The following is a 13,791-nucleotide window of genomic DNA, read 5'->3' as shown; positions in this document are numbered from 1 at the left end:
TTATGCTCCCCAATCGACTGTTTCGCGATACAATTCGATTTGATTGTCTGTCAGACTACACAGGAACAGCCTCTCTTTGTGTAGCTTGTCTTTCGTGAACACCATCCCCCTGTTACCAGCAATATCTAACATATTGGCTGTAAGGTCGTCATAATCAGCTAAAATAATGTAACCATAAAATTCAAGATAATAGGCGTACTGCGTGGTGTTGCTTAACACTCTTTCATAATAATCACTTAGAATGCTCTCGGTATATTCCGACTCTATTAGCTGCAGTTTAGGGACGATCACCCGATTATAGTCTGAGGGAAAGTCATACCTGAATGCTGAAAAGGGTATACGTTCTTTTACCCAGAAGGGGACTTTTCCTTCAAGCAGAGACTGAAAACCGGTTTCGCCACAAAGAAATTCAGGATGCAACACGACGCTACAATAATGATGCAATCCGGAGTAGTCAAAATCAGCTGCGTCGTTACCAAACCAGAATATATTGGGCATGCTGACCGGGCATGCCTTAATTATTTCCATAAGAGCGTCCACCTCAGCCTGAGAGGACACCCAAAATGCGCACTGAACTCTTTCGTACAACGCAAAGTCTGTGTTTTGGAGTGTGTTCAGGGAACACTCTCTGACTTCGACGTTGCCGCTGGGGAAAAACCTTTGATTTAGTGTTTTAAACGCGTCGGGTAAATCCACGTTCGTCAGGTAGAGTGTTTGTTGTTGATATGACCTAATGTAAGCCATTTCCCTTTTATGGGAAAAGGAAGCAGACACATCAAAATTAAAGGATATACTCGCAGCAGAAGATTTGACCTCAAGCAAAAAGCTTTCCCAATAATCCTGAAGCCTGCTGACATATTCAGTTAATGATTGGTCACTTTTAATATAGCCACATTTACTTAACAATACATTGCAGTAATTCATGCTGCCATAAAGCAGATAAAATAATAGCGAATGACCACTCTGGTAGGAGGCGAAAAGCAGTTTTTTCTGTTTCTCAATGAGCTTATCAACCTGTTCCACAGACTCTAAGGGTTCCCTGATGAGCGTAAGAAGCTTATCTAACTCTTTATTAAGTGTCTCTTCATTGTATTGCTTAGCGAAGGTCTCACCATAATTTGTAGCGTCGGGCACTGGCTCGAACACCTTATTTTTTATGGTCGCGATGGCCTCGGCGCTTTCGCTTTCAGTGTTAACCAGCAACACATCATCACTGCTTAGTGCTATTGCCCCTTTAATTTTAGCGCCATTGCTGCAGTTGTAGCACTCGACCTTAGTGGAAGTTAGCGTCTGCTCCAGAATTTCCTTAGACAATTTAAATTCATGTTTAGTAAAGACAGTTTTTTCAAAATTACCCGGTACGACAAGAGATGTATTGCTATTTTCACTGTAATCGTACAACTCAGAACCATCTTGCTGATAATAACCAGAATTCACTGAATGATGTCGAGTTCTGTCTATAAAGCCTAAATCGATGCCAAACAAATAAATCTGCCTAAAGCCTATTTTGGTAAATAAATTAAGGGCAAAGTTCGAGACAGTAGGAAAAGCATAATGCAACTCTTCATAGTCTTTTGGGCCAAGTATATTCAACGCAGAAACTGTAGATGATTCTCCTGCTTTAAACGCTACAAAAACGTCTTTAAACAGATTACAAGTATCGGGATGAATACCGTTACAACTGATCAAGCTTAGTTTACTTAAATACTCTAAATCACCAATGCGAACGATCCAGTCAAATGTCGAGCGGTTTTGTTCTATCTCAGCATGAAAATCCGGAGTTATTCCATTTTTATAGAGTGGCATCAACGCAGTCCCGCAAGAAATTATTATCGCTTTACCCTGCGACTCCTTTAGAACTTCGATACTGTCATCCAGAGATGGTCCATTACCTACCAAAAAGACAGGCAATTCTTTTTGTGCCTGACTTAATTTAGCAGCCGAATTTGCTTTTAATAAAGGGTATCCTCGCTTTATGACTTCACTTGTGTGAGAAATACCATAGAGTGCATGATCAAAATACTCGCCCATTGAAATAACGATTTGTAATTGCTCTCGCAACTGAGTCAAAGCTTGGACCAAGTGGGCGTTATAATAAGACTGATAAAAATAGGTACTGGCCAGAATATATGGACCAACAGAATAAAATTGCGAAAGCAAATCCTTAAATAAGTGCGTTCCATCGTCACCGATATTAATGTAAATTCGACGATTTTCTTTATCGGCCGTGGTTAAAATGTCTTGCCAGTCAATCGCAAACAGCGATGCATAAAAAAAGTCGCGATTGGGTTCACATAAAAACAACTTTTCTACGTCGTGTTCCGCGTAAAGAGCTTCTAACTGATAACCAAGGCCAATACCAAACATGATAAGTGATTTTACCGTTTCAGGAAGCTGCTCAGCCTCTTCGGCTATCTCCTTAAGCAACAATTCGGTTCTCTCGACAAACTGATAATGCTTATATCTTTTCAGTTTCTTACCGGTATAACCAAGTACAAGGCCATCTTTTTGAGGAAACGCTTTAAAATACTCAAAACTTTGTCTGGCATCATGCTTAGGCGATTCTCCTCCAAATGGGGCCAGCGACTCCTTTTGAATTAGGTTAATTTCCCCACGCCCGTTTTTTACTGGTAGCCAGTCTACAGGACAATAGTTTGCAAACTCTTTATAAATGCTTGGCAAGTAGTTTTTAAATGCAGATAAGTTAGCGGTAAATATCGGATCTGATTTATCTACAGATGCTAATTTCTCCAAGTCAATACTTTCTGACCAGACAGGCAGAAACAGGTTTGGGTTATCGTCCCGAGTCAGGTTGATGCCCTCATTTTCTATCTTCGACCACGTATGCTGCTTCAGAGCGAATTCTACGCGATCAAAAATGGCGTGGTTATAGTGCTTGAAGAAATAAAAGCCTTCTACATTAACGTGCTGTCTCAGCTCTTCAATATTCTCAATTAGATCACGGCCGTCTTTTTCCAACAATAAAAATACCGCAGTACCTTTAGCCTCCATCTTTTGCAGTAGACGTTGCCAATCAAGAGCAAGCACTGAGCATTGAAAATACTGTCTCTCTGGCTCATAGATGATCAAATGACTGATATTATGCTGCGAAACCAATTGCTCAATGTGATAACCAAGGCCGAGCCCCATTACTACCATCACGTTGATATCTCGCGGCAATGGCGCATAAGTCATTAGTTTTTTATAGCCAGGCAAATCAGTGACTCTATTAACTTCTTTAAGCGGCTTTTCGGAAGTAGTATCGCCAGTCACAGCCAAATCATTAAGTGCGATATATGGCGCATGCTGTCCAAAGCACCGGTATTGACTTTCAACCTCTGCTTGAGGATTTAAACCATACACAGTGCGCCCTGTCCCGTACTCAACAATATTATATTCACCGTTTTTATTGGCGAATATAGCTATATTTTGAGTTGCTACATTCTGAACTTCTGACACCATTGACGGGATGTGGCGTCTAAAAGCCATCACATTGCGACGGTGATTAGCCAAGATATGTTGAGAAAGCTCTTTCTCAAGCTGCTCTTGATCTGCTTCCTCCGCTGCCAGATGAATACGGATATCTTTTAACATCCAATAGCTCCTTGTCGTATCAACTTCTTCATCCAAACGCTCGAATTAAATCGACACCATCCCATAAAGGTGCGAATTCAAGCGCCTTGCCCAATGGCACTGTCCGTTTATATTGACCTGGTAACGCTTGCAAATTATTCACTCCTGCATACGCTATAGTTTGAAGCTTTGACGAAAAAGCAACGGCATCAATCGACATAATATCACTTTCAATCACTAAGCCATCGCCCGTATGTGCTTCTAGTATGTTGGCAGTCAAGGTTTTGACTTTACAGCGGCCGATAGGACCAATATTGTGTATATCAGCAAATGAAGCAATTTTATTGCCAGGTTCCGGTTTAAGTTTTATTCCATTTCCTGCAGCAAGCTTTTGCAGCAAAATATGTTGGTTCACTTTATGGCTAGTTTCAAATTGATGGTCACGTTGCAAAATCTGTTGTTCAACAGCTGTCCAGAACAAGCGCTGATAGGCAAGGGCGGTATTGAACCAGTAAATAGCTTTTGGTGAGGAACAAGCCTGTTGCGAAAATGGCAATAAGTCAGTTAAAAACTGACTGGCTAGAGCTTCAACGTCACTGTTCTCGTCCAGCTGTATGAGTGCTACCGAATAGCGATCTGGAAAGCAAACCTGAGCGGTTTGAGGCGCGATTGCCGACACGGCTTTTATGGCGTCATCGCCGCCCCAGATAACCCTTAAGTCACACCAATTGCTTAGCTGCTCAGTAACCTGTTCGTGCCGGGCATTATATTCAACCACGGCAACCTGGCTAGCTAGGGGTTGCCCCTCGGGGAGATTTAGGTATTCCTTCAGCAGTGAAACTAATAGCCAGGTTACCTCGCCGCTGCGCTGACTGACTCTCACAATGTTCTGATTAGCACAGAGTACGGAAAGCAGGACCGAATACATAAACACCGTATCGACGTTGGCCGGGGCAATATGAAACACCCTATAAACCTTTTTGCTTTTGAGCTCAGTTGGCATGGACTCAGTAATTTTCGCAAGATGTGCCTGACGAAACCAAAAAGCTAGGGCAACGATTTCCGGATGTTTACGGGCCGTATTTTGCTTGAGCAAAAACGCTGCAAACCTAGCCACCGAAGCGCGAATTTCTGCAAGTGACAGCAACTTCTTCTGGTTGAGGCTTTCTGCCTCTATATGCCACGTGAGTGGTGAGTTATCATTAAACAAAGGTATCACTGCACCCCTTCACTTGTGCTCTAGGCACCCGGCCGTGCACCTTAAAATATTTCCCCAGCCGGCCACAGGCGCAGTCATCTTCGCCTATAATAGTGCCGAGATCTTCAGTCAGTATACAATGCCCCGGATAACTGGTTGGTAGAACGGAGTTGACTTGAACTAAGCCAGTTTTGCCAAATTCCATCACACTTAAATCCGCGGGGTCGCGAATGATTACGTCTGACCAAACTGGAGTATGCAAATGACCTTTTTCACATTGCACATAAATGGTACCGGTTTGCTCCACCATACCGTAATAATCATGCACACTCACATTGCCTAGGGTTTGGCGTATTGTCTTTTTAAAAAGCGCGTCTGTGACTGCCTGCTCCTGCATCTTCTTCCAGCCGCCGCCATGGATCAGAATAGCATCAGCTAAATCTGCCGTGAGCCCTTGTTTTACCATCGCTTGGATGAACTGCTGCCAAACAACAAACGTGAAACCGAATATCAGTACTGGTTGCTGACCGTACTCATTAAAAAACGCCTGAACTTTATTGACATCCAGCTGCATCTCGTTATCCAGCGCATAACAATGATGACGTCCAAAAAAAGACAATCCCTGTAGCCCCGCCGCTCTCGCGGTCATAGCCCCAATCTGCTTTACTGTAGAAGGAGCGTCAATTAACAGCATAGGTCTTCGCTTTTTTCCCAACCAACTTTGCAGAATCTTAACCAATACTTGGCTTTGGCGCTTTGCAGATTCGGCATCCAAAATAATTTTCGATGCCTGGCCACTCGTCCCGGAAGAGCGCAAGTGCCGAAAAATGTCATTGGGTTGGATGCTGCTTAGTGTGAGATCTTTAAACAACCGTGAAGCTACTGGATATTGCTCGTAATGCGCAGCAGAAACGAGTTGAAAAGGATGGCTATCTATCAACCGTCGATACGCGTTGCAGCTCTCGTAATGATACAGACTGAGTTGAGATATTACGCGATTTAGCATAGATTGCTTTTGCGCTTTGGCTACACCGTAAACAGGTAGTTCAAACAGCTCTGTCGGGTATGAGAACACGTTAGCCCGCTCCCGTAATGGTTTGAACTACGCTTGTATAATCAACCTTGCCATTATTAAGTAGCGGAAGAGACTCAACGATATCGATAGCAACATTGCGTTTTGATAAGGACAAGGATATTGATAAATGCTCGACGACCTCGCTACGATGCTCGGCCGATAGCTCACCGGCATACACACCGATGACCTTATCGTCAAAGCCGACGACACAAGCGTGAGAGTTCAGGTTATATTTCGCTAAAATATTTATAAACGCCTGCTCTACGAGATCAAGATTTACCCGCTCGCCAGATATTTTTATTATTCGTTTAGTACGACCTGTGATAGTAAAATCGCCATCATTATCTTGCTTGGCTAAGTCACCAGTAGCGAGCCAATCTGGCTCTGAGAAGGTGACAAGGTCTTGAATCGTTGACACGTAACCCAACATCACATTGTCACCTCGGTAAAATAGCTCACCTTCACCATTATCTGAATCTGCATTCACCAATTTAAACTCACCACCCGCGATAGCGTTACCTATCGCGCCAGGCTTTACGATAACTTTATCAGGAGCTAAATAAGCCATACGCGCTGTCGCTTCGGTTTGCCCATACATAACGTAAAACGCTTTACCCGTTTTCTGAGAATACTGTGCCAAACGTGTTACATAGGCTGTTGCCAACTTTCCACCGGCTTGGGTCAGATAGCGTAAATCGGGCAATGACATAGAAGTAAAGCGTAGTCGAAGCAACATTTCATAAAACGTCGGCACGCCAGACAGAGAGTGGATAGGTTGGTGTTTGACGATTTGCCAAAAACCTTTGTCAAACACGCTATGGCGAGTAAAGCGCACTGTTGCCCCTATCGCTAAGTGAGTATGTAATACAGATAGACCGTAAGAATAACTCAGTGGTAACGTGAGAAGAGTGTTATCGCTTGGCAATATTGGTAAATAGGACAAAATAGCCTCGCAATTCGCCTTTATATTGCTATGAGAAAGAGCCACGCATTTCCCTGCTCCCATGCTACCGGACGTAGACAGAAGTAAACTTACTCTGGGGTCGCAGAAGAGATGCTCATTATGACTCAATAACACCTTACCGTTTTCAATAACCGCATTAGGGTTAAATTGTTCAGAGTATGCGGCTCTCGTATCGTTCGAACAGCATGGATTAAGTAACAAAATCACATAATTAAGGCTTAGCGCGCTTAAGTAATCAATCACGCTGGTGATGCTATTATCAAAAAATAAAATGATAACAGGTCGCTGTTGTTCGTTTTGATCTATTATATTCTGCCACTCAAATGCTCGATGCTGAACGGCTTTTGTCAACTCACGATACGTTACGCTGTCGTTGTCGTCTCGCAACGCCACAGTGTTACTGTCGTAGTGAGAAGCGATAAAAGGGATATCTAGGTTAGAGCTAGTTTGTTGATTCATACTATTCAGGGGCAGAATTGCCCATCCACCGGTAACACGTGTCCCGTTGTATAGCTAGCACGAGGGGAAAGCAAATACAGCACTGCATTAGCAACTTCTTTTGCAGTACCTCCTCGCCGCAACAATGTGCGTTCGTACACGCTCTGTTTAGCACTTTCATCGTAGTGAGCGGTCAGTGGCGTATCAATAAATCCAGGTGCGACTGCATTAACCCTTATCCCTGCTGTAGCCAACTCTTTGGCCAAGGATTTTGTAACTGCTGTCAAGGCCCCCTTGCTTGCCGAATAAGCACTCATTCCACTGCACCCTTGCTCACCTATCTGGGATACAATATTAACAATACTTCCTGTTTTATTTCGACTCATTAGGCGACTGGCCATCTGTGTGTGATAATAAGGACTATAAAAATTAATCATCATTTGCTGTTGCAGCGTCTTAGTACTTGTCATAGCCAACTTTGATTCAGTCATTGCTCCCGCCGCATTGACTAAACCATATAAAGCGGGCCACTGATTTGCTGAGGCGCCGCGCTGCAAACATTGAAATGCGTTTTTTATGGCCGCTTCATCAGTGATATCGTAACAAAGGGTATGAATATCCCCCTCAAACTTTGTAGAAAGTGCTTCAAGTTTATCCTTATTTCGTCCACAAGCAATTACAAATGCCCCATCAGAAATCGCGGCTTTAACTATGGCGAGGCCGATGCCGCCGGTTGCCCCTGTAATAACTACTGTGCAATTTTGTAATAAATGAGTACTAAATGCTGATGTCATACTTTTGCAATATAATTTTGGCTTGCGCAACCGAACTCAAATCAATAATGTCATCGGTATCTAACATTACGTCAAATACGTTTTCTAACTCCGCAATGAGCACCATATGTGCCGTTGAATCCCATTGCGGGATGGTATTGTATGTAAGCTTGTCTGTGACCTGGTGACGTTCTATGCCGAGCGATTCACTAAATGCATTAGTGAGCTTTTCGTTATTCTCCACTATGCTCTCCTCTAATTTCTAGTCGGCCTTGACAATAACTGTTTTAGCGTTGTTGTACTGCGTTGGTAATCATCGTATGTCAATGACATCGTAATAACGCTTTTTTCAGTACTTACCACTTTGTATCCCAGTTTCTGATTATAATGTATTGCCGCTGTGTTTGTTGCTTTTACCACGGCCTTAAATTCCTGTGTTTCAAACTCGCTAAAGCAAAAGTCGTACATGGCGAGCGTAGGCGCGAAGGCAAGGATATTGTTCTTGTATCGAGTCTCTCCTATATACAAGCCTGCCTCCAATGTTTTCGCTATATTAACACTCTCTCCTTTTATATCAGACCTGATATTGGTAGAACCTACAAGCTCTCCCTTGTAGGCCACAACCCAGTGCCATTCAGAGTCCAATGTATTTATACGTTCAAACCACGCCATTTGTTCTGCTTCGCTAATGTTATGAGTTGACAGCATCTGACGTTGAATATCTGGAGTGTTTCTCCACTGCCTCAATATAGACTGGTGTACCTTCGCAATGGGCGTCAACGTAACTTGGTATTTAGTAATGGTCACTTTGTTCACAATCACACTTCCTCGCAAACCTGTACGTAGGTTGCAAGTGTATCCAGAACATTATCCGCGCCGCTCACATACGACCACTTCTCTGCATTTACCTGCATGTCAGCCAGCTTAACATCATTATTCCATAATGCGCTCACCGTCTTAATTAATGACGTTTCGTCAATACCACTGCGAGCGTCAAGTATTTCGCACCACCCTTGCTCAGATGCTTTTTTTGTTGCTTGGTATTGATTATCGGCCACTACAATTAATACTGAAGGGCACTGGCACGCACATAGCTCGAACTGCACGCCGCCTGCTGCTGCAACGGTCAACCGAGAATGTGTCCACAAATCTGCCATATCTTGGCAATTGTGGATGTGCTGAATGAAAGCACAACTTTGCGCGATAAAATCTCTCAATGAATCAAGTTGAGAATAACCTGGCCCTGTTACTACTCGAAAAGGAATGTTTGGTAAGCGCTTTGTAAGGATCTCTAAAACTGGCAGTGTGAAGCACATCGGGTCGCTTCCGCCAAAGTTGATTGTTAGGCTTTGTCGCTTAGATACAGGCAAAATGGGTATCTGCATAAACTCTCGACGAAGTAACCGGTAGCGAGCACCTAAACACAACTGAGCACGTGAGTTAATCATGCGATATTCTTGTAACCAATCTGATGCAGCGGGATTCACAATAATATCAGCGTGTTCGCATACTGGAGCTTTTAAATCGTCAAGCATTAATAAGGGAATGGGTAGTTCACCCAGTTTTGCTATAAATTGATGCTCAAAGCAATAGCCATCGACAACCAATCCGACGCAATGTTGCGACGCAATACGCCCTTTTAGTACCGCAATAGTGCTGTCTGAGTTGAAGTCAGCGAGCACTAACCTACCACACCAATCATGCCGACTCAATGCAACGTCTTGTCCATAGCGTGATACAAAAAAAACGCTTTCGAGTCCGCGCTGTTGAGCAGCTTGTGCAAGTGCTAAACAACGCATTAAATGACCAATACCGGATTTATGTGACACATCTGCAATGAACAAAAGTTCACTCATTGTGCAATATGCTCCCATCCAAGTGCGGTGCCTTTTTTTAGTACGCCAGTAGACCGCTTTCCTATAACGCTATCCCAATGCTTTGGGGCTAAACCAAATGCTGGACGAACAATTTTTAAATTATGTGTTCCAAGTATTTCACCGGGCGCAATATCGTTACTAACATAGATAGACCGACGATACTGCTTGGCCTTATCTTCAGCTTGGCTACCGCCATAGGTAACTCGCCCTAGAGCTTGCCATGCTCGTTTCGTTTCATTGACTAGTGCCTCTAGCTCGCAAGGCTCTAACGAAAATGCTGCGTCAACCCCACCGGCGGATCTATCAAGTACGAAATGTTTCTCAATTACAGGAGCTCCAAGCGCTACTGACGCCACCGCTACACCAATTCCACCAGTATGATCGCTTAATCCAACAGGACATTGAAACGCGTTCGACATATGGGAAATCGTGGTCAGGTTCGTATTCGCTGGCTCTGCTGGATAGGTGCTTGTACATTTAAGTAGAATGATATCATCGCAACCAGCATGTTTTGCTGTAGTGACGGCAAGCTCAATTTCACTCAAGCTTGCCATACCAGTCGAAATAATTAACGGCTTTTTAGTGCTTGCAGCTTTTCTGATCAGGGGGATATCTGTCAACTCAAAGGACGCAATCTTAAAACAAGGTACATTGAGTCCGTCAAGAAAATCAACCGCAGCTTCATCAAAGGGAGAGCTAAACGCCAGCATACCCAGCGCATTGGCGTACTCGAAAAGCTCTTTGTGCCAAGAATAAGGTGTAGCTGCTTTTTGATAAAGACGATAAAGGTTTTCTCCATGCCACAAGCTGTCGGGCTCTTCAATTACAAAACCACGTTCATTAATATCAAGCGTCATACTGTCGGCTGTATAGGTTTGGAGTTTTATCGCGTGAGCACCACTGTCGGCAGCGGCCTTTACCATTGCCCTTGCAGTGTCGAGTGATTGATTGTGATTACCGCTCAATTCAGCGATTATAAATGGCGGGTGATCTGCGCCAACAAGCCTACCACCGATATTCACCGGGACGTGTTGCCAATTATTCATTTTCATTGTCTTTTATATAAGCGCGATACATTAGCTCGGCGCGCTGCCAATCTTCATGAGTATCGATATCTTGCACTAAATAACGAGGGAGAACTATGGGACAACTATGCTCCTTAAACATGCCAGTACTAGCTAGCCATGCGCTTCTTGTTCCCCAATAGAACTGCCCAGCATCATGGTAATACTCTTCTAAGTCCTGAGAACGCATTTTAATTTGTTTGTCGAAAACTGGTTCGACTCCATTTCCAACCAGTCTTATCGAGCGTTGAATCGGAAACGGAAACGAAGTAACAGAAAACGCAAATTTCGCATTTTCGGTCTTACAAAGCTTGTCAAAACCCGAACGCAATGCATGGGCGGAGAGGAAAGGCGCTGTTGCATAAATACAGCATACCTGCTCAATCTCTTTTTCTAAATTTAGCTCGTAACACTTAATAGCATCTCGTACTACCGGTGTCGTGCCTGTGAAATCGTCAGACAAATCTGCAGAACGCTCAACTATATAGGTCGCGCCATACTGGCGCGATACAGCCGCAATTTCGCTCGAATCAGTGGATACTATAATTTCATCGAACAAATCTGCATCTATCGCAGCTGCGAGGGAGTATGAGATTAACGGCTTACCTGAAAATTCTCTAATATTCTTATTTTTAATTCGTTTACTACCGCCACGAGCGGGTATGACCGCAATTTTCACAGAAATATTTCCTGGAGTTGTGACACTACATAATCCTGCTCATCAAAAGTGAGGCTAGGGTAGAGTGGCAAAGTCAAGGCCTCGTTGTAGTAGCGCTCAGCGTTAGGAAACATCCCCTTAGAAAAGCCCATTTCGCGGTAATAAGGATGAAGATGAATGGGTATGTAATGTACATTTACACCCACACCTCTTTCCCGTAATTGCGCAAAAACCCGTTTTCTCTCATGACGTTCAAGCTCTATCACATAAAGATGCCAAGCGCTATTTTCATCTAACTCTGGCTTTTTGATGGGTACGGTTTCCAATAATCTGTGGTAACGATGGGCTAGATTTTTTCTAGCCGAAATAAACTTATCAATATGCTTAAGTTGAGCCAAGCCTAGCACAGCATGAATGTCGCTTAAGCGGTAATTAAAACCAAGTTCGTGCTGAGCATAAAACCATGGTTCATCTCGCCGTTCAGTTTGAAACGTGTTTGGGTCTCGAGAGATTCCATGGCTCCTGTAAAGAAAAAGTCGGTTGGCCAACAACTCATCGTTGGTAAGCACCATGCCTCCCTCTGCGCTTGTAATCGACTTGACCGGATGAAAGCTCAGTACACACATTTGTGAATATTTACACGCTCCGACTACATTACCTTTGTTATCTTTGCCGCCAAAGGCATGAGCCGCGTCTTCAACAAGCGTAATCCCAAATGGAATAGTAAGCTTGGCAATAGACTCCATATCACAACTGCTGCCTGCGAAATGCACCACAATAATAACCTTTGGCAAGCGACCTCGTTGTTGGGCAAGGTAGAGTTTTTGCTCTAGGGCAGATATGCAAAGGTTTCGCGTTACAGGATCAATATCGACAAAGTCTACATCTGCTCCACAATAACGAGCACAGTTCGCGGAAGCCACAAATGAATTGGGTACAGTCCAAACAAGGTCCCCTTTTGTGACCCCAGCGGCTAAACAAGCAATATGCAACCCTGAAGTTCCGCTATTACAGGCGACCCCAAAATGCGCACCTGAATATTTACATATGGCTTGTTCAAACAAAGGTACTTGTTCACCCTGTGTCAAAAATTCTTCATTAAGCACACGGGTAACAGAATCAACATCTTCAGGATATAATGTGTGCTTACTGTAAGGGATCATAACGTAACCTTATCAAGTTCCTTCAGTTCATCAACGGTTAAAAAGCGTGAATTAGTCCCGGAATGATATTCGAACTTACTCTCTGAAGGTAAGCCTTTCTCATTTAGCTTGTTTTTGAAATAATCTAAATTTTTATCGAAGAATGTTATTGCAGGCGCAATAACAAAATGGTCGCTGAATTCGACGGTGTGGTGGGCCATTTCTTCTGGCACCATGATCTCGTGAAGCTTTTCTCCTGGGCGAATGCCTATGACGTGAAAATCTTTCTTCCCACTCATAGCTTCGACCAAATCGACAATACGCACAGACGGAATTTTAGGCACAAAAATCTCGCCTCCTTGCATACGAGAGAAACTCTTGACGACAAACTGAACGCCTTCATCAAGAGTAATCCAAAATCTTGTCATCTCAGGATGAGTAACCGGTAATGAACTTTCCCCCTCTTTCAGCAGTTTGCGATAAAAAGGCACAACAGATCCCCTGGAACCCACTACATTCCCGTAACGAACAACAGAAAATCGCGGGCCGGTTGCTCCGGAAATATTATTTGCCGCCACAAACAACTTATCTGAGGCGAGCTTTGTGGCACCGTATAAGTTTACTGGGTTTGCAGCTTTATCCGTTGACAGAGCCACAATGCGAGACACATTGTTAAATATCGCTGCATCTATAACGTTCTGAGCACCATTAATATTGGTTTTAATGCATTCATTGGGATTATATTCTGCAGCAGGAACCTGTTTAAGTGCTGCAGCATGTACAACGTAATCCACGTCCTTCATCGCAGTTTTTAGCCTTTCTTTGTCTCTCACGTCACCAATAAAATAACGCATACAAGACTGAGAAAACCGCTGCTGCATTTCAAATTGTTTAAGCTCGTCTCTGGAGTATATTATAATTTTTTTAGGAGAATGGTTGTCGAGCAAATACCGAACAAGTTGATTGCCAAACGAACCTGTTCCGCCAGTAATTAAAATGGTCTTATTATAGAAGTCTGTCATGACTGGA

Annotated in this window: 12 protein-coding genes; all 12 read right to left on the bottom strand. The window is 43.5% G+C overall.

The window, feature by feature from the left end; translation table 11 throughout:
* The 12 genes from ACXAGV_RS12830 to pseB are packed head-to-tail and all read right to left on the bottom strand — an operon-like array spanning window position 1 to window position 13,784.
* Window positions 1–3,594: a motility associated factor glycosyltransferase family protein gene (locus tag ACXAGV_RS12830; protein ID WP_474873610.1), complete on the bottom strand. Its 3,594-nt coding sequence runs from the start codon at window positions 3,592–3,594 to the stop codon at window positions 1–3.
* A gap of 28 nt (window positions 3,595–3,622) precedes the next feature.
* Complete coding sequence (locus ACXAGV_RS12825; protein WP_474873609.1) at window positions 3,623–4,792, bottom strand: acyl-CoA reductase; 1,170 nt, start codon at window positions 4,790–4,792, stop codon at window positions 3,623–3,625.
* Window positions 4,776–5,846, bottom strand: coding sequence for a LuxE/PaaK family acyltransferase (locus ACXAGV_RS12820; RefSeq protein WP_474873608.1), 1,071 nt, complete (start codon window positions 5,844–5,846; stop codon window positions 4,776–4,778). The genes ACXAGV_RS12825 and ACXAGV_RS12820 overlap by 17 nt, the downstream gene beginning before the upstream one ends.
* Window position 5,847: 1 nt before the next feature.
* Window positions 5,848–7,269, bottom strand: a complete 1,422-nt coding sequence (locus tag ACXAGV_RS12815) for an AMP-binding protein (protein WP_474873607.1) — start codon at window positions 7,267–7,269, stop codon at window positions 5,848–5,850.
* A gap of 5 nt (window positions 7,270–7,274) precedes the next feature.
* A complete protein-coding gene (locus ACXAGV_RS12810; protein WP_474873606.1) occupies window positions 7,275–8,042 on the bottom strand; it encodes an SDR family NAD(P)-dependent oxidoreductase in 768 nt (255 codons plus the stop codon).
* A complete protein-coding gene (locus tag ACXAGV_RS12805; protein WP_474873605.1) occupies window positions 8,026–8,265 on the bottom strand; it encodes an acyl carrier protein in 240 nt (79 codons plus the stop codon). The genes ACXAGV_RS12810 and ACXAGV_RS12805 overlap by 17 nt, the downstream gene beginning before the upstream one ends.
* Before the next feature lie 11 nt (window positions 8,266–8,276).
* Entirely contained in the window at window positions 8,277–8,837 is a 561-nt protein-coding gene (locus ACXAGV_RS12800; protein ID WP_474873604.1) for a GNAT family N-acetyltransferase, read from the bottom strand.
* Between the two features lie 2 nt (window positions 8,838–8,839).
* The gene (gene pseG / locus ACXAGV_RS12795; protein ID WP_474873603.1) at window positions 8,840–9,877 is read right to left on the bottom strand and encodes a UDP-2,4-diacetamido-2,4,6-trideoxy-beta-L-altropyranose hydrolase; all 1,038 of its coding nucleotides are present in this window, start codon (window positions 9,875–9,877) and stop codon (window positions 8,840–8,842) included.
* The gene (gene pseI / locus ACXAGV_RS12790; protein ID WP_474873602.1) at window positions 9,874–10,944 is read right to left on the bottom strand and encodes a pseudaminic acid synthase; all 1,071 of its coding nucleotides are present in this window, start codon (window positions 10,942–10,944) and stop codon (window positions 9,874–9,876) included. Before pseI ends, pseG begins: the two co-directional genes overlap by 4 nt.
* On the bottom strand, window positions 10,937–11,641 hold the full coding sequence (gene pseF / locus ACXAGV_RS12785; RefSeq protein ID WP_474873601.1) for a pseudaminic acid cytidylyltransferase: 705 nt from the start codon (window positions 11,639–11,641) through the stop codon (window positions 10,937–10,939). Before pseF ends, pseI begins: the two co-directional genes overlap by 8 nt.
* On the bottom strand, window positions 11,638–12,783 hold the full coding sequence (pseC, locus tag ACXAGV_RS12780) for a UDP-4-amino-4,6-dideoxy-N-acetyl-beta-L-altrosamine transaminase (protein ID WP_474873600.1): 1,146 nt from the start codon (window positions 12,781–12,783) through the stop codon (window positions 11,638–11,640). Before pseC ends, pseF begins: the two co-directional genes overlap by 4 nt.
* Entirely contained in the window at window positions 12,780–13,784 is a 1,005-nt protein-coding gene (pseB, locus tag ACXAGV_RS12775) for a UDP-N-acetylglucosamine 4,6-dehydratase (inverting) (RefSeq protein ID WP_474873599.1), read from the bottom strand. Before pseB ends, pseC begins: the two co-directional genes overlap by 4 nt.
* Between the last annotated feature and the right edge of the window lie 7 nt (window positions 13,785–13,791).

Source organism: Alteromonas sp. ABH4_453, assembly GCF_056160665.1.
This window is presented reverse-complemented; position numbering and strand designations above follow the sequence as displayed.